A 21,624-nucleotide genomic window follows, 5' to 3' on the forward strand; every position below is an offset into this window, starting at 1 on the left:
TTTACTTATTCACAGAGCGGTAATCAGCCATGAATTTTTCCAACCCGATATCGGTGAGAGGGTGCTTGAGCAAGCCCTTAATCGCAGACAATGGACAAGTAGCCACATCGGCTCCAACTTCCAGACAATCAATGATATGACGAGTATGACGAATGCTGGCTGCAAGAACTTCTGTCTTAAACTCATAATAGTTGTACATCTCCACAATGTCAGAAACAAGCTGCATACCATCCTCGGAAATATCGTCCAAGCGACCAACAAAAGGAGACACATAAGTAGCTCCAGCTTTGGCAGCCAAAAGAGCCTGTCCTACAGAAAAGACCAGTGTACAATTGGTACGATAACCCTCTGTCGTGAGTTGCTTCACAGCCTTAATACCATCAGCCGTGCAAGGCACCTTTATCACGATCTGAGGGTGCAGGGCAGCTAATTCACGACCCTCCTTCAGCATCCCTTCGTAATCTGTGGCGATCACCTCGGCACTAATGTCACCTCCTTCCACTATGTTGCAAATCTCCACATAGTGACGGTGACAAGCCTCCTTTCCACTGATACCCTCTTTTGCCATCAAGGAAGGATTGGTAGTTACTCCATCCAACACCCCCATTGCATTTGCCTCACGGATTTGATCCAGATTGGCTGTGTCTAAAAAAAACTTCATTGCTATATGTCTAATTTATTATGTCCTAATCTCCCACAAACGCCCCTTGACAAGCATCAGTAGCTCACAAAGAGCGACACGCAAAGGTATGAAAATTCACTACCTCGTCATTTTCTTTCGCCCATCCTCTTCTTCCTAAGAAGAAGACTCTCCAGGGCTCACAAAGAGTACTCAGAGATCCGATCCATCAAAGGGAAATGGCAAAGCATCCCGGTTATCCTCTATGCAAATCACCTCCTCCGGGCCGGCCAAGTAAACCGGATAGGGATGAAAGCGCACCGATGTCTCCAACATTACCTGACGACATGCACCACAAGGGCTGGCTACTCTCACGCGACCGTGGGGAGAAAAAGCAACTATCAAGAGCTTCTCTACAGCTTCATTGGGATACTTAGCTCCGGCATAAAACAAAGCCGTACGTTCGGCACAAATCCCCGAAGGATAAGCCGAATTTTCCTGATTGCTTCCACTCACAATCTCTCCATTGGAAAGCAATACGGCAGCTCCCACCCGAAAGTTGCTATACTTGGCATAAGCATCCTCCGCTGCTGCCACTGCAGCCTGCTCCAATGCGCGTAACTCGTTACTCATATCCTCTCTTCGAACAATCGAATAGGGAATCTCCAATATCTTATGCTCACACTTCATTTTCTACTACACTAAATCTTTAGCCAAAGGCCATGACGCAGCTCGAAAACCTCTGCTTTTCCTTTATGTGTTGCCCTCAATCTCTCTTTCTTCCCAGCAACGACTCCACCAAGAGAGTAAAGAAAGGGTGGACTTCACAAGACAAGAGGAGAAAAGCATACTCAAGCCTCCTCGCAAACATACGAAATAAGCCCCAATTGCAGGCCATGGTCTCCTTTTCAGGACTATCCTAAAATTTCAAATAGCAGGATAGCCATGCGCACACAAATAGTAAGCGTAGCAGCCCAAGTCGTTATCCAAATAGGCAATAGCCAAAACCTTCGAGAGGAATGAGGCTTACGCATGGCAAACAGAGGCAGTGCAATGGAGAGTAGGCCTAAAATCAAAGCTGCTATAGGCATCCAAAGAGGGATTTGCTCGGCAGCATAAGACTCGTCCCAGAAGTCAGAAGTGGAGAAAAGCCAATTCACCCAGTCTAAGAAAAGTTTGCCCAAAACGAGAAAGAAAGAAATGGCAGCAAACAGCATAGCTGAGAGGATTGCCAACTTGAACAGACAACCCAAGAACTTCGATAATGGATGTTCCTTGGGAGAAGAGATCGCAGCCGACTCGGCTATCGAATGAGACAGGTTCTCTTCCGTAGGGGGCAGTCCTCGCAACTCCAGACGTTGAGTAGCCGTAACTGCCGATGGGACAATCATCCAGACTAGCAAGTAAGAGAGTGGCACAATCCAGCCAACCCCTAACAACCAGGCAAAACCGACAAAAAGAGATACAGCAAGAACACGCAGAGCAATTACATTCCACCCTTTGTATATAGCCAAGCCACTCAGCACTCCACACAACCGCCCATGTTCAAGATCTCGATAATATCTCTTTATCGGCTGTCGGTATGAGACATGTTTTTTTTCGTGGAGCTTATCATTATCTACGCGAGGAGGAATGAAAGAATGATCTAACAACCTTATCGCCTCAATAGCCATGGAACGATCCACAACTATGCAAGCTTTTTCCTGCAATTGAGCAGAAAATTTCCCAGCCAGCAAAGAAAAAAGCCCGTCAAGCTCCGCTCCCTTGCCTAAAGCCTTTTCACGAGATTCGATAAAGGACGACACCACATCATAGGCATCATAATCTATATGGTAGATCTGCCCAGCAAGACTTACACTATAAACTCGCTTCATCGACGACAAAGACTTATGGTTGCAATATACGCTGCTGCCAAAGCCAAGCTGAGCGCAAGGTCTCAGCCAAAGGAGTCTCGGCTCTCCACCTCAGCACTTTGGCAGCCTTGGACGGATCCGCCCAAATCTGCTCTATATCCCCAGCTCTACGATCGGCAAAAACGTAGCGAAGCTTAAGGTTATTGACCTGTTCAAAAGTTTTCACCAATTCCAGCACAGATACACCATGTCCCGTCCCTATATTAAAGGCTTCACAAGGCGGAACTTCTTCCCTCAAATCAGGCGACAACAGATGATCAATAGCGGCAACATGAGCTTTAGCCAGATCATTTATGTCAATGTAATCTCTAATACAGGTTCCATCCGGAGTACTGTAATCTCGCCCAAAAATGCTTAACTGAGGGCGTATCCCAGCTGCGGTTTGACACACATAGGGAAGTAGATTCTGTGGGACTCCCTGGGGTAACTCTCCGATAGCAGCCGATGGGTGAGCCCCTATGGGATTAAAATAACGAAGCAATATCGCCTTATACGAAGTCCCGGCCTTCACCACATCCTGAATAATCTCCTCAGCAATCTGCTTGGTATTGCCATAAGGAGAAGTAGCGGGCAAAATAGGGGACTTCTCCGTTACCGGCTGAACTTCCGCCTCGCCATATACGGTACAGGACGAAGAAAAGACAAAAGCACGAAGACCGCATCTATCGGAAAATTCGAGCAATGACAACAAAACATCTATATTATTGCGATAATAACGCAAAGGTTGCAATACGGACTCGCCAACGGCTTTATGTGCAGCAAAATTGATAATACCATCAATAGTTCCCTCTGTGGCAAATATCCGATCAAGAGCTACCCCATCCCTGCAATCTTGCTCATAAAAAACAGGACGATAACCCAGTATTTGTTGCAACCCGTCGAGGACAGACAAATCACTATTAGCCAGATTGTCTACCACAATCGGCTCATAGCCGGCCAGAGCCAGGGTGACAGTAGTATGCGACCCTATATAACCAAGCCCTCCGGCAACCAATATCTTCTTGTGTTGAGACTGTTTCATTACTGCTTGGATATATCTCGATTGAGTTTATCTATGTAGCTTAGCAGTTCGGCACGCCCATCAGCTTTGGCAGAGGAGGTTACAAAAATAGGAGGTAACTCCTCCCAGTCTTCCGATAGGCGTTGCTTATACTTGCCAACCATTTCTTCGGCTTTACCTCGGCTCAGCTTGTCACTCTTGGTAAAAACAATTGCAAAGGGGACGCCAGCCTGCCCCATCTTATTGATAAACTCCAAATCTATTGCCTGTGCCTCGTGCCGTATGTCTATCAGGATAAAGAGATTTACAAGCTGCTCTCTCTTGGCAATATAACTTCCTATAATCCGCCCCAGCTCCTCACGTTGCTGTTTGGAACGCTGGGCATAGCCATAACCAGGCAAATCTACGAGATACCACGAATTATTGATAAGAAAATGATTAATGAGCAAGGTTTTACCGGGCTTCTGCGAAGTATTGGCCAGCTGTTTCTGCCTAACAAGCATATTGATGAGAGAGGACTTCCCCACATTGGAGCGACCGATGAAAGCGTACTCCGGCAAATCTCCCTGCGGGCATTTGCTCACATCACTGTTGCTTATTACGAAAGTCGCTGATTTGATTTCCATAATCTTGAGATAAAATATGTAGGTGCAAAGATAAAGGCAATAGCCAACATGAACCTTTCTCTAAAGGAGTCCTTGGGAGCGAGCCTCCTCTATGGTACGCCTGAGCCCCTCTGTCAATCCCACCTTGGGAGTAAAGCCCAATTGCCGTATCGGAGTATCATCGCAAAGCCAGGACCTCTGCCTGAAGATCCGATATTTGTCCAGATTGAGCGGTGTGATCTTCCCACAAAGACGACCAACACACTCCCCGACAAAGCAGGCCAGAAAAACAAACGGAAGAGGAATGCCCAAATGAAAGACCCGAGATTTACCCAAGAGAGACTGTACCAAACGGCCAAATTCGGCATCGGTATATACACCACCATCGGTAAGCATGTAGCGTTTCCCTTCGGCTCGCGGATTGGTCAGAACAAAGAGAGTGGCTTCCGCCACATCAGAAGCATAGACGAAGGTCAAAATCTGCTTACTCAACCCGGCCGTCAGGTCCCACCCCTTATTAATAGCCTGTATAGCCATCAGATAATCTCTGTCTCCGGGACCATAAACACCGGTCAAGTGCATGATAGAATAAGGGATGCCTCCTTGTAATACATACCGTTCCCCCAACAGCTTGGATTTGCCATAATCAGTGTTAGGCTGCTGTCTATCGCTTTCTTTGGTAGGATGTCCAGAGACGATGGGTGGGCCATAGGTTCCCAAGCTACTCATCAGCACAAAACGTTCAGGCCGGCATTCGGCGGTGGACAATCCCTCTACCAAACAGTGCGTTTGCAGGGCATTCACTTCATAAAAAACAGATCGTTTGGCTGTCTTCGTGACACCGGCATTGTGAATCACGTAATGCCAAGCCGGCTCTCCCGGAGGAGCCAATCGATTGGCGAAGTTCCGTATGGCATCGCTGGAGCTGTAATCCACCTCCACAAATCGAATACGAGGATCTGTAAGTCTCGATCTCGAGCTGTGAGTGCGCACTGCTGCCCAGACCTCAAAACCCTGTTTGAGGGCTTCCTCCACCAAATATCCACCAATAAAGCCCGAAGCTCCCGTGATGAGCAAACGCTTCCGTATCTGCTGTTCCATAATCTTGGACGAAGATAGCCAAATGAGAGGCTACCGCACAACACGGCTCGCGCTGTATTATTTTCGACGATATTCAGGCTTGACCATGTACTACAAGCACTTCCAGTCTCAATGCCCCAGATTACCCTGTTCTGCAAAGTCAACAAAATGACAAGTTTTAATTGCCATTTTGGAGTCCGCACAAAGGTTTCTTCATGATTGCTACATCATTCATCGGAGTCGGGCAAAATAAAAAAGCCGCCGCTTCTCCTTTCTGAAGAAAACGGCGGACACAAAAAATATCACTAAAAAAGAGAGAGCAAAAAGCCTTAACCCAAATATCCCTTGAGTAATTTACAACGGTTACTTTGTCTCAGTCTACGAATTGCTTTTTCCTTGATTTGACGCACACGCTCACGAGTCAGACCAAAGGTATCACCTATCTCTTCGAGTGTCATCTCCTGCCTTTCCCCAATTCCAAAGAACAGTTTTACGATTTCGGCTTCACGTTCGGTAAGCGTAGAGAGCGCACGATCTATCTCCTGCGCCAAGGACTCATTCATCAGAGAGGTATCCGTATTGGGCGTATCATCATTGACCAAAACATCAAGCAAGCTGTTGTCTTCTCCCTCCACGAAAGGAGCATCCACAGAAATGTGGCGGCCGGAGACTTTCAACGTATCGGTAATTTTATCCTCGGGCAAATCTAATTCCTTGGCCAGCTCGGAAGAGGAAGGACGTCGTTCATTCTCCTGCTCAAAACGTTGAAGAGCCTTGGTAATCTTATTGAGCGTACCAACCTGGTTCAATGGCAGGCGCACAATACGCGACTGCTCGGCCAAAGCCTGCAATATGGACTGACGAATCCACCACACAGCATAGGATATGAACTTAAACCCGCGCGTCTCATCGAATTTTTCGGCAGCTTTGATCAACCCGAGATTACCCTCGTTGATCAAGTCGGGCAGGCTCAATCCTTGATTCTGATACTGCTTGGCTACGGAAACCACAAAGCGCAGATTGGCCCTGGTGAGTTTTTCGAGAGCTCGGCGATCTCCTCGTCTGATCGCTTGAGCCAACTCCACCTCTTCTTCCACTGAAATAAGCTCCTCACGGCCTATTTCCTGCAAATACTTGTCCAGAGATGCACTCTCACGGTTGGTAATGGACTTCGATATCTTTAACTGCCTCATCTATCCTCTATACTTGTATCTACTTGTTACGACTAAAACTCTCCCAAAGGAGCTCTAATATGCACGTGCAGCCGAAGCCACAGCCGATTTTACCGATCAGAGCCAAATAACCAAATAAGGGAGAAGTGTGCCAGCATGGCCGAACCCTCATCCGCCGGCACCACAATGTGCGCCGGCGGGCAAAGGTACGACTTTTTTCTCATCAGGGCTTTTTGTCGAGTTCTATGGTATAGTACTTTATATTCCCTTCGGAAGGATAGAAACCCTTTATCACGAGAGTTCTATCCCGCCCTTTGCTATTGGAGACTTCCGATACGATACGTCTGACATCCTCCGGGCTACGCATCGGTTCATTGTTGATCGAAAGAAGGATATAGCCGGGACGAACTCCGACTTGACGCATCTTACCGGCACTCAAATTCTCCACCCGAATACCATAAGAAATCCCATAACTGATACGCGTCTCTTCATCGATTTGCTCAAAAGAAGCTCCAAGCACATCAATATCCTGTGGTTTGAGAATATTGACTCCTCCTTGAGTATTCTTGAGTGTCACGAACATCTTCTTGACAGAGCCTCCCCGGTTCACTCCGATCTCGACTTTATCTCCCGGGCGGTGACGAGCCAACAAATCAAGCATAGAAGCCATATTCACAACTTTCTGCCCACCTATCGAGGTGATGACGTCACCCTCTTTTATTCCGGCAGCCAGAGCCGAACTGACATCGGCAAAACCTACAACGACGGCTCCGTTGTGTACTTTCAGGTTGTACTTCTCAGTCAAGGACTCTTCTATATCGGAGCACTGGATACCCATCACGGCACGCTGCACAGTCCCATATTCTTTGAGATCGGCAACAACCTTAGAGGCTATGCTGATAGGCACAGCGAAAGAGTAACCAGCATAATTACCTGTCTGCGAATACAACATCGTATTGATACCAACCAATTCCCCTTTTCCATTTACCAAGGCACCGCCACTATTACCAGGATTGACAGCCGCATCGGTTTGAATAAAAGATTCTACCTGCAAGCGCGACCCTTGGGCGATAGTAGACCGAGCTTTGGCACTGACAATACCGGCTGTGACTGTGGAAGTCAAATTGAAGGGATTACCAACAGCAAGGACCCACTCTCCTAAACGCAAATCATCCGAATTACCAAAAGGTATTGTGGGCAAATTTTTGGCCTCTACTTTGATCAAAGCAATATCGGTGGCAGGATCACTTCCCACCAGTTTAGCCTTGAAAGAGCGGTTATCATTCAAACGAACCGTAATTTCATTAGCCTTCTCTATCACGTGGTTGTTCGTAATGATATAACCATCTGTACTTATGATTACACCTGAGCCATATCCTACGACCGGCCGTGTCTGTGGACGCTGAAAACTGCGACTTCCTCCTCCGAAGAAAAATTCAAACGGATCGACATATTGTTGATCGACTTGCTGACGCCCCTCTATCTTGATATGCACCACAGCATGAACCGAAGATTCGGCTGCGGCTGTAAGGTCGGGTAATCCACCGATACCTTCGGCCACCTGCCTGTACCGAGCCTGCTTGAATCCGTAAACTTCTTCAGTAGGAATATCTTCTCCTGCTGTATCGGAGGAAAGCACCCGATGAGTAACGACTGTAGTGGTGGCACTCAAGGCTACCACAGAGAGCGAAAGAACTGCATACTTCCAATACTTCTTCATCTTTACTTCTTACAATTATTTTGAGTTTTACTTCCAAAAAGGACAACCGAGAGATGACAATCCCTGCCATTCACAGCTGCCAACAGACACAACGCCACTCCTTCTCCTCTTATTATATTCCAGCTGTAGGCCAGAGACAGGCCTGGCCATTCATTTCGGAGAATGAGCCCACGAGAAGCGAAAAATCAGGACAAAAAAGCACAGACACACCATCCCTCACAGCCTTGTGCCAGAGACCGGTGTGTCTGTCCCGCTAAACCCGAAAGGGAATAGAATCAGCAACAGCCGGGCGACTGCTGTCTGTAGAGTTTTTTCACGCTTATGCCTGACGAGTGCCCAATGCCTGATCAATAAGTGTCAGATGTACGCCTCCGGCCAATCTAATGTCGTTCACGATCCCGGCTGCGGTATCTTCTTCTTCCACCTGCTCACGGATAAACTTCCAGAAAAAGTCCTGACTGGCCATATCACGAGCTTCACTGGCTACACGAACAACCCCTTCGATCAACTGTGTCACATGGCATTCATGCTCATAGACCTGCTCGAAAACGTCCAAGGGAGTCCCAAACTTCACAGGTACTTCAGCAATAGCTCCGATCTCTACCTTTCCTCCTCTTTTGTTAAGGTAGTCTGCCATTTCGTAGGCATGCTCCAATTCCTCACGGCTTTGGGCAAAAAGCCACTTGGCAAAACCATTGTAACCTTCGTTCTTGAAGTGCATAGACATGGACAAGTAAAGGTTGGAAGACCACATTTCGGCATTGATCTGGTCGTTGATGGCACGACAAACGTTTTCTGAAATTCTCATAAGTCGATATTCTTCTAATTTTTCACCGACGGACAAGCCGACGGCCTGATTTTATTACTCAATTTGCTTTGTTTCCGGAACAAACGACTTGAGCGAAAAGTTCAAAGTTCCAAGGAAAAGAAAAACCAATGGCAGGAGCCCCTATCCTACGATCTCAAACTCTCGAGCCACCCCTTTGAAATACATAAAAAACGCATTAGAATGTTTATCTATATATTATTATATTTTCTTTCTACCGAGCTATTTCTACTCGAATCGGGGTCATTTTGGCAGTATTTTTCCTCTCTTTTTTGAAGCTCATAGGAGGCACTCTTTGCTGACACGGGAGAAAACAAAAATTCTCTCCTGAGAGAATTTTCGCTAACACAGGAGAGAGCAAAATTTTTCTCAGGAGAGAATTTCGACCTTCCTGAAACGCCCTATTCATCGACATTCTGGAAGGGCGACAAAAAGCCTATAAGAAGGGTTGTATTTGCTCACCTACAGCAGCCCCTTTTCTCTCTATTTTTTTGCTTTTCTCTGCGAATGGAAATTTACAGAACAAAACAGTCAGTGAAAGTTAGATCCGAGGGCAACAAACCCGGTATTCGTTCCTCTTCCCCTATCTGAACCATACCCGATTGCAAATACACACGAGATTGTAGGATCTCATGTACATTCCCAACATCCGAGGGTTTGATATACCTCTTATCACTTAGCTTTGCTACATGAAAACAAGCGAAGATGTGTTTTGCTTCCGTCGCTTTGCTCTCTCTCAGAGCAACTGCGCTATGCGAATTGGCACAGATGGCGTCTTACTGGGTGCATGGGTCGGCCGTCATGTCTCTGAGTCCTTGACCAGCATACTTGACGTTGGCTGCGGATCGGGACTTATCGGTATGATGTTGGCTCAAGCTCTACCTACTGCACAGATACATGGGCTGGAGATAGACTCGGCAGCTTCTCTCACTGCCACAAGAAATGCCGAATTGTCTCCCTTTGCCGATCGGGTGAAAATCGTCGAAGGGGACATCATCTCTCTTCCTGCAGAGCTCAGCAATTATTCGTACGATCTGATCGTAAGCAACCCACCATACTTCTCAAATAGCCTGAAGTCTGCACAGACAACTCGTAATCTGGCTCGACATCAGGGAGAAGGTTTCACCTTGGCACAACTACTACATTCTGTAGGCCCTCTCTTGTCAGCAAAAGGATTGGTCGGTATCGTGTGCCCCACTGACAGAATGGAGCAGCTACGACTATGTGCCACCTCGGAGCGGTTGGGATTGGTACGCCTTTGCCATATTCACACGGTTGAAGGAAAGGCAGCCAAACGAACTTTGAGCCTGTGGCAAAATCTACGTATCAACAAAGAGCCTCTTCCATCTCCTTATATCGAGTCTCTTGTCATACGGAACAGAGATGGGTGCTATCATCCCCAATATATAGCTCTAACAAGAGAATACTATCTGCCCGAGCATTTTAATACAACCGATTGATATGGCAGAGATTTGCAAAATCAAACACTATTGCTACCTTGGCTCACGCTACAACCGTCAGGAGTTCTCTGAGAAACCATCATCAGGGGAGAGAGGGGGGGATTTGCCCGACTCGATTTCATTATGACTCCAAAGCGTAGTCTCCGGCTTCCTTTTGCCAGGAGAGCGAAGAGAGGGGAGCTTTGCGTGTAGACAGTATCTCCAAAGGACTCTTTCGGTTTCATATTATCTATATAATAGAATAAAGGAGGTAACGACCATGGCAGAACAAAAAAGTTATTTCTTTCAAAATCTCGTTTTCGAGGGAGGTGGGATGAAAGGGCTTGCCTACGTGGGAGCTCTGGAAGTATTGGAACAGGAACAGATATACCCAAATATCAAGAGAGTGGCCGGAACATCGGCCGGAGCGATTATGGCAGTACTCTTGGGGGTGGGCTATACTCTGGAAGAAGTCAAAGAGATTGTGTGGGGGTTGGACTTCAAAAAATTCCTTGATGACTCTTGGGGCTTAATTCAGGACTGTCATCGTTTATTGAATGAATATGGTTGGTATAAGGGGGATTTCTTTCGTTCATGGATCGCAGACCTTATAGCCCGCAAGCTGGGAAACACAGAGGCAACATTCGATGACTTGAAACACTCATCGTGTGGTCTCAACACCAAAGAGATCTATTTGGTGGGCACCAATCTATCTACTGGCTATTCCGAGGTATTCTCCCATGAGCATTCTCCTCGTTTCTGCATAGCTGATGCAGCCCGTATATCGATGTCCATACCTCTGTTCTTCTCTGCCAAACGGAATTTTCGTGGTGACTTATATGTAGATGGAGGGGTACTAGACAACTATCCAGTGAAAATCTTCGACAGACGCAAATACGTAACCTCTGATTGGAGACGGACAGATTATTACGAGGAGATCAATCGGAGTATCAGACTCAAAAGCCGGAAGATAACTGACTACGTGTATAACAAACAGACGTTAGGTTTCAGGCTCGATTCAAAGGAGGAGATAGCTTCTTTTCGCGATCAGTCCGAAGCTCCTATAAGGCGAATAGAGAATTTCTGGGATTACACTTTTTCTCTGATCAAGACTCTTATCAGCGTACAGGATAATACCCATCTGCACAGCGATGATTGGCAACGGACAATTTATATCGATACTCTTGGCGTCAAATCAACGGATTTCCATATCGGAGACGATATCAAAAGAGCCCTGTTGGAATCCGGGAGGAACCATACTAAACAGTATTTCGAGTGGTATAACAACTCCGAGAAGAAGGCCAATCGCTAAAATTTTCTTCGGATTTCTCAAGATCTCAATGCAAAGAAGGCTGTCTCTCTTTCGTTCCTTATAACATATGTAAGGGAGAGATAGCCATTCTTTTCCTTGAGAATGAACTTGTAGTTCTTTTTTTCAGATCATCTCGGGAACATTTCTTTCGGATTGAGGAAGTGGCATTATACTGCACCCATTGTACTGTTATCGACATCTAAAGGCTCAGGCTCATACCTCTCCCAAAGAGTCGCCCTAAAAACCAACTTTCTTTGAAGTCCATGCAGCGTCTCTTATTACCTTTGCCGATGATCCGATCGTTTTCGGAGTATGCTACATGATTTTGCCTAATGGAAGAAGTACGTATAGATAAATGGCTGTGGGCCGTGCGAATATTCAAAACTCGCAGCATAGCCACCCAAGCTTGCAAGATGGGGCGTGTGACAATCGGAGGACAATTGGCCAAGCCGGGGCGTAATGTAAAAATAGGCGATGTCGTTGCCGTGCGCAAACCTCCGGTCACTTACAGCTTCGAGGTATTGGGACTTAGCACCAACCGCATGGGAGCAAAACTGGTTCCCGATTATATGCGCAACGTTACACCGGCGTCTGAATATGAAATTCTGGAGATGAACAAGATTTCCGGGTTTGTGGATCGAGCCAAGGGGTTAGGTAGGCCAACCAAACGAGACAGACGCGAACTGGAACAATTCGGGCAAAACTTCCTAAGCGGAGAGAGCCAGTTCAACTATCTGGCAGCAGAAGACGCAAAGGAACTTACCGGCACAACGGATTTCGATTGGGACGAAGATGATTTGTTCGACGAATAAATATCCAATCAAAATTTCAAGACTATAGTTCTTACGTAATAGTAGAGACATGGGATTACAAATTGTGGCAGAGGCTTCCGTGCCTTACCTCCGTGGGGTGGCAGAAAAGCTCGGGGATGTTCATTACCTCCCCAACGAGGATTTCTCCCCTGAAAACATTGCCGGAGCCGATGCGCTGATAGTGCGCTCAGTGACCCGTTGTACAGAGGAGCTGCTCCGGGGGAGTGCAGTAAAACTGATTTGCACGGCCACTGCCGGTTACGACCACATAGACGTCGACTATTGTCGTAGAGCCAACATTGCTTGGCGTACGGCAGCCGGCTGCAATGCCTCAGCGGTTGCTCAGTACGTAATTTCGGTTTTATCCTCTCTGATTCTAAAGGGGCATTTGTCGGAGCTTTCTGGGCGAACAATAGGCATCATAGGGGTCGGACATGTTGGCAAAGAGGTGGACCGACTTTGCTCGGCCTTGGGAATGCGTGTTCTGCGCAACGACCCACCCAGAGCTGAGCAAGAAGGGGCCCAAGGATTTGCCTCTATCGAACAGATTTGGGCAGAGAGCCACATTATTACCCTACACACCCCTCTCACAAAACAAACGACCCACCCTACTCACCATTTAGTAAACACTCCTTTCCTGGATCATCTGGAGCAGAATCCTCTCCTCATCAATGCAGCCAGAGGGGGGATCTGTGACACCCCTGCTTTGATCAGAGCTATCCACAATGGTCAAATCTCCGGTTTAGTATGTGATTGTTGGGAAGGGGAACCACAAATAGACCGCGAGCTGGTACAGCTCTGCAACATTGCTACCCCCCATATTGCCGGCTTTTCCGCAGATGGGAAAAGCAACGGAGCACGTCTTTGTCTCGAAGCAATAGCTGACTTTTTTGGTGTTTCTTTTCCTGCCAAAGAAAGTATGCAACCACCAGCACCCCAAAATTCCGTGATAGATCTTGATCTTTGGAGCCAGAGTGTTCCTCAATCCGAACTTGTGTACAGAGCTATTTTGCATACACTCGACACGGAACGCACCGACTGCGCTTTGCGAAAAATGCCGGAGCAGTTCGAGCAGATGCGCAAGAGCTATATTTATCCTCGAGAGCCACAGGCTTATCACATCCGTGGTGGAGAGGCAGGTATAAGAGAGATTTTACGAAAGATAGGATTCCAACTGAGCTAAGAAGGATAGCCAGACAACAATCATACCTCTGTGAACAATGAAACAGACAGTAACAACAACCGACGAATACATCAGTCTCAAAGGTGTACGAGTAAACAACCTCAAAGAGATTGACCTGGAGATACCCAGAGGTCGTCTGGTAGTGGTGAGTGGCTTGTCGGGATCCGGCAAAAGTTCTCTGGCCTTCGATACGCTCTATGCTGAAGGACAGAGAAGGTATGTAGAAAGTCTTTCGGCTTATGCTCGCCAGTTTCTGGGACGCATGCCCAAGCCTGAGTGTACCTATATCAAGGGTATCCCTCCAGCTATTGCTATCGAGCAACATGTCTCGGCCAGAAGTCCACGCTCTACCGTAGCCACATCAACCGAACTATACGAATACTTCCGCTTGCTTTTCGCTCGCATAGGCAAGACGATCTCGCCTATCAGTGGAGAGGAAGTCAAGCGAGAGGGGATCAAAGATGTGGTAGAAGCCGCAATGAATTTGGCCGAAGGCAGTCGCTGCTACTTACTGGTTGATTTGTCGTTACCGGCCAAACGGAGGAAAAACGACTACAGTGCCTTAGATCTGCTTCTTCGGCAGGGCTACAGTCGCATGATGTGGCATCAGAAGATTTTGCGCATAAGTGATTATTTGCAAGATCCCTCGCAAGCTCCGGTAGAGGAACTTAAATTGATGATAGACAGGCTGCTCATCGACCACTCCGACTCGGCAAATTTGCGGAGCCGGTTGGCAGATTCGGCCGAAAATGCCTTTTATGAAGGGCATGGTCACTGCCTCCTGCGTGTAGAGCAACCTGATGGACAATGGCAGGAGCTCCTCTTCAGCAAAAGCTTTGAACGGGATGGTTTGGAGTTCAAAGACCCAACACCTCAACTTTTCAGTTTTAACACCCCTATAGGAGCCTGCCCTACATGCAATGGATTCGGTGCCGTAATGGGGATAGACGAACAATTGGTAATCCCCGATCCCACCCTCTCCGTCTACGAGGGGGCAGTAAGCTGTTGGTCAGGTGTAAAAAGCCGAGAATGGCTTGAAGCTTTCATGCAAAATGCCTCGGCCTACTCGTTCCCTATCCATAAGCCTTACCGCGAATTGGCAACAAGCGAACGAGAGTTGCTTTGGAAAGGAGTAAAAGCTCAGAACGGCTACCCCAAAATAGAAGGTATAGACGACTACTTTGCCATGCTCCAGGCCGGAATGCACAAGATCCAAAACAGAGTACGTCTGGCTCATTTCAGAGGGCGTACTATCTGCCCCGACTGCAAAGGAGCACGCCTATCGCCCGAAGCTCTCTGTGTACGTATCGGAGGGCTCAACATAGCCGAGCTATGCGACAAGACCATCGCCGAGGCAACAGACTTCTTTATGCGCTTGAATCTATCCGAGCAAGACCAGTATATCGCCAAGAGGCTCTTGAATGAGATCAATCAGAGACTATACTATCTGGTAGAGGTCGGGTTGGGTTATTTAGGATTGTCTCGCAAAATGGATACCCTCTCCGGAGGAGAAAGCCAACGTATCAGTCTGGCAACTCAACTGGGGAGCAATCTGGTTGGCTCGCTCTATGTCTTGGATGAGCCAACGGTTGGGCTTCACCAAAGAGATACAGCCAGATTGATAGCCGTGATGGAGCAATTGAGAGATGCTGGCAATACTGTTGTGGTCGTAGAGCATGACGAAGAAGTAATTCGCAAAGCCGATTTCCTGATAGATATGGGACCCGAAGCAGGAAGTGGAGGGGGTAGAGTTGTATATAGCGGTGATCCTCGGAAAATCGACAGACAAACACCGGGCTATACAGCTGCTTTCCTAAGCGGTCGCGAACAAATATGCATACCGGCACACACCCGACCCGTGAATCGATACATAGAAGTGAAGGGGGCATACCTGAATAATCTGAAAAATTTGGATGTACGCTTCCCTCTGAATTGCCTCACTGTCGTATCAGGGGTGAGTGGATCTGGCAAGACAACCCTTGTCCGGGATATTTTCTACGAAAATGTTCGCACTCATTTCTATGAGCCGGGAGGAGCTATCAAGGGATGCAAGTCTATCCTCGGGGATCTCAACTTGATAGACGATGTGCAGTATGTAGATCAATACAGCATTGGCAGGTCTACTCGCTCCAATCCGGTCACCTACATAGGAGCATACAATCACATCCGAGAGCTGTATGCACGACAGCCTCTCTCGGATCAAATGGGCTATATGCCTTACTTCTTTAGCTTCAACAAAGAGGGCGGACGCTGCGAAAGCTGCAAAGGAGAGGGAGTTGTGACTGTAGAGATGCAATTTATGGCAGACCTGACTTTGGAATGTGAGGAATGCCATGGCAAAAGATTTAGGAAGGAAATTCTCGATGTGGAGTATCGCGGAGTGAATATCTACCAACTACTCAATATGAGTGTAGATGAAGCAATCGAATTTTTCTCTCAAGATCGAGATGTAAGTATTTGCAAGACGATCGTAAACAAGCTAAACTCCCTTCGGCAAGTTGGTCTGGGTTACATCAAACTGGGACAAAGCAGCTCCAGCCTCTCGGGTGGAGAGAACCAAAGGGTGAAACTGGCCTCCTATCTGGGAGTAGAGCTACTGAAACCCACCCTGTTCATTTTCGACGAACCGACTACCGGACTTCATCTCAAGGACATCAGTACTCTGCTGGATGCTTTCCATGCTCTTATTGACAAGGGGCATTCCATCGTGGTTGTTGAGCATAATATCGAAGTGATCAAGTCAGCCGATTATCTGATAGATCTGGGGCCGGAAGGAGGAGAAAATGGTGGTCATCTGTTGGTTGCCGGTTCTCCCCAGGAGGCCTCTCTATGTGGAGAATCGATGACAGCAAAATATCTCCGCCCCTACTTTCCTCAAGGTTAATGAGTAAGAGGAATCGATCACTCCTTCTATTATTACCCCTCATCCTTGGGGTATCGTATGTATTTGCCGTTCATGGAGAAGCCCCTCTTCGGTCGTACAAGCGCATTCGCCTGATGCAGTGGAATGTGGAAAACCTTTTCGATTGCCAACACGATCCCGAGAAAAACGATTATGACTATCTCCCCGATGGACGCTTGCAGTGGACAAGGGAGCGATTGTTTCGCAAACTCGATCGGATAACGGAGGTAATATCTCATGTAGGGGAAAGCGACTGGCCGACTCTTGTTGGTTTATGCGAAGTAGAGAACGACAGCGTAATGGAGATGCTGGTATCTCGCCCTCCACTCGCTGAACAAGGCTATCGTTATGTAATTTCACACAGTCCTGACAAAAGAGGAATAGACGTGGCTCTACTCTATCGTCCCGACTGCTTTGCCCTACAATACAAAAATGAGATAGAAGTTTGCCTACCGGAAGAGCCACAATTCTCCACTCGAAATATCTTATATGCCAAGGGATTATTACCATCCTGGCGTAGCCTGCATATTCTTTTGTGTCACTTTCCCTCACGTCGTGGCGGAGTTATGGCCACCAGCAAGTACAGGCGAGCTGCTGCCACGCAACTCCTTGCTGCGATAGATAGCATCCGCCAAAAAGAGCCAAGGCCCTTGATAGTGGTAATGGGTGATTTCAACTCCGAACCGTCGGAATTGAATTCGACCGATATGTTGGGATGTAGGAACGTGCAAGAATACCTCTCATCCACAGATACGATTTCCCATTCTTTCGCCCTGATCAATGCCTCCACCTTATCCCCACAGCCCAAAGATCCGCCTGGTAGCTATTTGTATAGATCAGTTTGGAGCAAAATAGATCAGATATTGTATTCTTCTTTTGCACTGCAAGACACAGCCCTGCGTATCCTACCTCAGAGTTTTCGTGTTGTGGCAGCACCGATAGCCGTAGAGCCACGTTCTTTCGGCTCGGTACAAATCCGCCCTCGGCGGACCTACCGAGGGAGTTACTATCACGGTGGAGTGTCCGATCACTTCCCTGTTATGGTAGAGGCCGAAATGCTTATCCCGAAGGGAGGTAAATAATGCAAATCGGATATTTAGCTGTTTGAGGACTACAATCTCCTATTTTGCTTCAGCTCGTCAGCCAAAAGGCCTCTTGTGTTACATAACACCCCCATCATTGCCAAACTTCATATTTTTGCAAAACTTTCATATACAACCTTGATGACAATGCAAGAACTCCAGGCTGTATTTGGACAAAAAAAGGGGGATGGATACACAATAAATGTAATACCTTTGCGTTCCGGAAGGTGAAACTTTCTACTAATTCACATAATCAACTTAGTGTTTTGATCAGTAGCCGGATACCTCATGACTCAAAACCTCTCAATGAGGGGGCAGACCAAGGTTCGGACACCAATGGGACAGCATCGACCCTTTCTGAGGCACCATATGCTTCGGACTGTTTTTCGGTTTTGATGTCTGTCTACTACAAGGAAAATCCCAACTTTTTGCATGACAGTTTGCAGTCGATATTCGAACAGAGCTTGCCGGCACCGGAGGTTGTGATCGTCTGGGATGGGCCATTAACGAAGGAATTAGAGACAATCTTGTGCGACTATAAGCAGCATCACCCTCAAGAGATCAAATACATACGTCTGCCTCAAAACAAAGGTTTAGGGAATGCCCTCAATATAGGCCTTCGACATTGTTCGCACGAGTTGATTGTCCGCATGGATACGGATGACATAGCTCATCGCAATCGCTTTGAACAACAGGTTGCCTACCTGCAGGCTCATCCCGAAGTCGATGTGATCAGTAGTGCCATAGACGAGTTTACAGATTCGCCCGAGGATATTGTCGCCGTTCGTCGATTGCCTGAGCAACATCAAGAATTGGAACGCTTTGCCAAACATCGCAGTCCGATGAATCATCCGGCTGTAGCTTTTCGCAAAAGCAGTGTGCAGCGAGCCGGAGGTTATGTGCACTTTCCCTATTTCGAGGATTACTATCTCTGGGCACGTATTATCCAGCAGGGAGGACGGCTCTATTGTTCGCCAGACTCACTGCTCTCCTTCCGAATGAATCGGGACACCTACGGCCGGCGTAAAGGCTGGCGATACGCCCTGAGTGAAGTTCATTTGCAAAACACTTTCCTCAAAATGGGCTTTATCAACAAAGGGCAGTATGTACGCAATCTGTGCCTTCGTGTCCCCCCTCGCTTCATGCCACGTTCGTTGCTATCGATAATCTACAAACACTGTTTGCGAAAAAAGAGAAAAGCCTGACTTTTCGGATTTTCTTTGTGGTGAAACTCTTCTCGTTCTACCCTTTCAAGCTCCACGTTTGATATTTTGATATATGTCTTGTTCTCTCTCTATAGTCGTGCCCGTGTACAATGAATGTGCAGTGTTGCCAGAGTTGTACGAGAGACTCTCGATAGCAGCCCGTCAGACCTGCTCCGATTACGAATTGATAATGGTGAATGACGGTAGCACAGACAAATCTCTAGGTCTTATCAAACAATTAGCTGAAGCGGACCCACATCTTTTTTACATTGACCTGAGTCGCAATTTTGGTCAACAAGTAGCGATCTCTGCTGGCTTGGACTATTGTCGAGGCAAAGCCGTTGTCATTATAGACGGAGATTTGCAAGATCCTCCCGAGCTGATCCCTCAGCTCTACCAAAAACACATGGAAGGATACGAAGTGGTCTACGCCCAACGCCGGCACAGATCGGGAGAAGGGTGGATCAAAAGAACTACAGCAAAGATGTTCTATCGATTCCTGCACTCAACGTCCCCTGTACATATTCCTCTCGACACCGGGGACTTTAGACTCATAGATCGTAAGATCGTGGATTGCTTAAAACGTATGCCTGAGCGGAACAAATTCCTTCGGGCTCAAATTTCCTGGATAGGCTACCGCCAGACAGCAGTCCTTTTCGACAGAGATCCACGTCGACATGGTAGGAGTGGTTACTCCTTCGGCAAAATGTTCACATTGGCAATAGATGGGATCACAGGCTTCACGACAAAACCCTTGGAATGGGTTGTTCGTTTAGGTTTTTTTGTGTCAATCGTCTCTTTTCTGTTGATTTTGTACGCCCTTGCCTCCTACTTCTTCGTCGGTCAAACGATGAGTGGTTGGACCTCTCTTTTAGTCAGTACAATGTTTATCGGGGGGTACAGTTGCTGGCTATCGGCACAATCGGCAGCTACATTAGTCGCATTAATCAAAATGTTGTAAATCGGCCTCTCTACTTGGTGGCAGAGTCTAACTGTAGCCTCGGTAGTGAGTTGCCAAATCAATGTGATCTGACAACAGCAAATTAGGTTTTAGTATCTTTCTCCAAGTATTACAGAAGTTGCTTCATTGCCTCTCTCGCAGTTTGCGACATTTGCACTTTCGCAAAGACTCATTATCTTTGACGCGAGTAAAAAGAACTTTGAAAACTCAACGATTATGAAAATTAAGTATTTCGTTTCTTTGGCAGTCGCCACATTGGCTATATTGATTTCTTCAACCTCTTGTGTTAATGAAACTTGCCAAGGTCCAATGGACTATCCTTTCTTGGCTCACTCGGATGTCATAGACTCTCCGATACCACAAGAAGGCAAGGTCGTTAATGTGTATGTTACACCGGAACGCTATGCCGCCGCTTGGGAAATTTTAGTGGTAGAGGGAGATGAAAGCCATGTAATTGCTGCTTCTGCTAGCCCTACGGCTGTAACAATTTCTGCTAATGCCACCGGTAAGGAACGTATGGTAGAGATCAAAGCCAGACCAAATGGTCAAGAACGCTGGCTCTTTATCACCAACGCCATTCAGCAGAAATAAGAAGAGATCAGTCCTCGTTGCAGGTACTGCAAAGAAGTATCCCCTAAAAGGCTGTCATCCCCTTGCATTAGAGGTTGGGGATGACAGTTTTTTTGTGCACAACACATTTCCTCGAGCTAAATACAAAACAACATTAAATCAGAATAAAGGACTTATGGGATTTTTCCGTAATCTGTTCGGTACAGCCAAACAATCGACTACAGAAACAAGCAAGTCAGGACAAAGAAGCGATGAAAACACCTCTATCGAAGGCTCTATTTTATCAGAGAAAGAGAAAAGTCGACAAGAAAAACAATCTGAACGGCAAGCTGATACACTTAAGTTCGATGCCATACGTGCCATGCGTGTTGGAGAACTACGATTTGCCCTATCAGCACTGGAGAAGTCACTGGAGCTGAGCACTCAGTTCGAGACACGCTACTATTATTCGGAAGCTCTGCTTATGGCTGGAAACAAAGATGAAGCCCTCCGGCAAATGGGGCTCTTGCTGGATGAAGAACCGAACCACCTACCTACCCTATTAAGTCGTGGCCGATTGTTGTTAGAAATGGATCACTATGCCGAAAGCTTGTCTGATGTGGACAAAGCATTGGCAATTGAAGCCACTCTTGAACCGGACAAAGAAGATCTAAGTCGCTACCAACTCTCCATGATCAAGGCTCGTGCACTCAGAAGCCTGGAACGCTACGAAGAAGCAATCTCTCTCTTGAATTCTCTGTTCGACCTGTACCTGGAAAGGGGACAAATCCTCCTATTAAAAGCAGAGATAGAGATTTCCGCCAATCTCCCCACTGAGGCAGACAAGAGTCTGCAGCAAGCTGTGGAGTTATTGCCAGAAGAAGAACGCGTTCCTTTACTCATGGCACAGTTGGCCCAATCAAGCTACAATCATGAAGCAGCAATCAGATATTACGAACAAGCTTTGAATCTGAATCCTTTTTGTATCGAAGCTCTTGTTGCCAAAGCCAGGCTTCGCAGTGAACTTGGAAATACCGATGCAGCTATTCGAGATCTATTAGAAGCTAAGGAGGGAATGGCTCCTTCCAGAGATCTATTGCAGGCTCTCATCGAACTATACAACTCTCTGGGCAATATCGAAGAGGTTCAGAATTTGGAGAAAGAGCTTTCTGACGAAAAATTTGTCGACACAGAGAGTGGCAAAAACAATTTCGATAATCTTTACAGCGGAGGGATATATTAGA

General features: G+C 47.0%; 19 protein-coding genes. 10 read left to right on the top strand and 9 right to left on the bottom strand.

The window, feature by feature from the left end:
* Window position 1: 1 nt before the first annotated feature.
* The 9 genes from fsa to DQN70_RS00240 all read right to left on the bottom strand — a co-directional run bounded on the left by fsa (window position 2) and on the right by DQN70_RS00240 (window position 8,917).
* Window positions 2–661 carry a fructose-6-phosphate aldolase gene (fsa, locus tag DQN70_RS00200; RefSeq protein WP_023935862.1) on the bottom strand — a complete coding sequence of 220 codons (660 nt, stop codon included), beginning with the start codon at window positions 659–661 and terminating at the stop codon, window positions 2–4.
* A gap of 171 nt (window positions 662–832) precedes the next feature.
* Window positions 833–1,252, bottom strand: coding sequence for a cytidine deaminase (gene cdd / locus DQN70_RS00205; RefSeq protein ID WP_231968832.1), 420 nt, complete (start codon window positions 1,250–1,252; stop codon window positions 833–835).
* A gap of 281 nt (window positions 1,253–1,533) precedes the next feature.
* Window positions 1,534–2,493: a PspC domain-containing protein gene (locus DQN70_RS00210; RefSeq protein WP_023935859.1), complete on the bottom strand. Its 960-nt coding sequence runs from the start codon at window positions 2,491–2,493 to the stop codon at window positions 1,534–1,536.
* A 13-nt stretch (window positions 2,494–2,506) separates the two neighbouring features.
* Complete coding sequence (gene galE / locus DQN70_RS00215) at window positions 2,507–3,553, bottom strand: UDP-glucose 4-epimerase GalE (RefSeq protein WP_023939796.1); 1,047 nt, start codon at window positions 3,551–3,553, stop codon at window positions 2,507–2,509.
* Window positions 3,553–4,158 (bottom strand): ribosome biogenesis GTP-binding protein YihA/YsxC, encoded by a 606-nt coding sequence (yihA, locus tag DQN70_RS00220; protein WP_023935857.1) that lies wholly within the window; start codon window positions 4,156–4,158, stop codon window positions 3,553–3,555. Before yihA ends, galE begins: the two co-directional genes overlap by 1 nt.
* A 60-nt stretch (window positions 4,159–4,218) precedes the next feature.
* Window positions 4,219–5,238 carry an NAD-dependent epimerase/dehydratase family protein gene (locus DQN70_RS00225; RefSeq protein WP_023939798.1) on the bottom strand — a complete coding sequence of 340 codons (1,020 nt, stop codon included), beginning with the start codon at window positions 5,236–5,238 and terminating at the stop codon, window positions 4,219–4,221.
* A gap of 308 nt (window positions 5,239–5,546) precedes the next feature.
* The gene (locus tag DQN70_RS00230; RefSeq protein ID WP_023935854.1) at window positions 5,547–6,410 is read right to left on the bottom strand and encodes a sigma-70 family RNA polymerase sigma factor; all 864 of its coding nucleotides are present in this window, start codon (window positions 6,408–6,410) and stop codon (window positions 5,547–5,549) included.
* A 202-nt stretch (window positions 6,411–6,612) separates the two neighbouring features.
* Window positions 6,613–8,109: a Do family serine endopeptidase gene (locus DQN70_RS00235; RefSeq protein ID WP_023935851.1), complete on the bottom strand. Its 1,497-nt coding sequence runs from the start codon at window positions 8,107–8,109 to the stop codon at window positions 6,613–6,615.
* 319 nt (window positions 8,110–8,428) lie between these two features.
* Entirely contained in the window at window positions 8,429–8,917 is a 489-nt protein-coding gene (locus DQN70_RS00240; RefSeq protein WP_023935849.1) for a ferritin, read from the bottom strand.
* 707 nt (window positions 8,918–9,624) lie between these two features.
* Between DQN70_RS00240 and DQN70_RS00250 the strand changes: the two genes are divergently transcribed.
* The 10 genes from DQN70_RS00250 (at window position 9,625) to DQN70_RS00295 (ending at window position 21,623) form a co-directional block, all read left to right on the top strand.
* Window positions 9,625–10,395 carry a tRNA1(Val) (adenine(37)-N6)-methyltransferase gene (locus DQN70_RS00250; protein ID WP_023935847.1) on the top strand — a complete coding sequence of 257 codons (771 nt, stop codon included), beginning with the start codon at window positions 9,625–9,627 and terminating at the stop codon, window positions 10,393–10,395.
* A 259-nt stretch (window positions 10,396–10,654) separates the two neighbouring features.
* A complete protein-coding gene (locus DQN70_RS00255; RefSeq protein ID WP_023935843.1) occupies window positions 10,655–11,686 on the top strand; it encodes a patatin-like phospholipase family protein in 1,032 nt (343 codons plus the stop codon).
* Between the two features lie 332 nt (window positions 11,687–12,018).
* On the top strand, window positions 12,019–12,498 hold the full coding sequence (locus DQN70_RS00260) for an RNA-binding S4 domain-containing protein (RefSeq protein WP_023939804.1): 480 nt from the start codon (window positions 12,019–12,021) through the stop codon (window positions 12,496–12,498).
* 49 nt (window positions 12,499–12,547) lie between these two features.
* Window positions 12,548–13,681, top strand: coding sequence for a 4-phosphoerythronate dehydrogenase (locus DQN70_RS00265; RefSeq protein WP_023939806.1), 1,134 nt, complete (start codon window positions 12,548–12,550; stop codon window positions 13,679–13,681).
* 37 nt (window positions 13,682–13,718) lie between these two features.
* Complete coding sequence (gene uvrA, locus DQN70_RS00270) at window positions 13,719–16,565, top strand: excinuclease ABC subunit UvrA (protein ID WP_023935837.1); 2,847 nt, start codon at window positions 13,719–13,721, stop codon at window positions 16,563–16,565.
* Window positions 16,565–17,665, top strand: coding sequence for an endonuclease/exonuclease/phosphatase family protein (locus DQN70_RS00275; RefSeq protein ID WP_023939808.1), 1,101 nt, complete (start codon window positions 16,565–16,567; stop codon window positions 17,663–17,665). Before uvrA ends, DQN70_RS00275 begins: the two co-directional genes overlap by 1 nt.
* Window positions 17,666–17,892: 227 nt before the next feature.
* Window positions 17,893–18,870, top strand: coding sequence for a glycosyltransferase (locus DQN70_RS00280; protein WP_231968833.1), 978 nt, complete (start codon window positions 17,893–17,895; stop codon window positions 18,868–18,870).
* A gap of 97 nt (window positions 18,871–18,967) precedes the next feature.
* Window positions 18,968–19,831: a glycosyltransferase family 2 protein gene (locus DQN70_RS00285; protein WP_231968834.1), complete on the top strand. Its 864-nt coding sequence runs from the start codon at window positions 18,968–18,970 to the stop codon at window positions 19,829–19,831.
* 216 nt (window positions 19,832–20,047) lie between these two features.
* Window positions 20,048–20,422, top strand: a complete 375-nt coding sequence (locus tag DQN70_RS00290; RefSeq protein WP_023935828.1) for a hypothetical protein — start codon at window positions 20,048–20,050, stop codon at window positions 20,420–20,422.
* A 154-nt stretch (window positions 20,423–20,576) separates the two neighbouring features.
* On the top strand, window positions 20,577–21,623 hold the full coding sequence (locus DQN70_RS00295) for a tetratricopeptide repeat protein (protein ID WP_023939817.1): 1,047 nt from the start codon (window positions 20,577–20,579) through the stop codon (window positions 21,621–21,623).
* The last annotated feature ends 1 nt before the right edge of the window (window position 21,624 follow it).

This window comes from Porphyromonas crevioricanis (assembly GCF_900476255.1).
GTDB lineage: Bacteria > Bacteroidota > Bacteroidia > Bacteroidales > Porphyromonadaceae > Porphyromonas > Porphyromonas crevioricanis.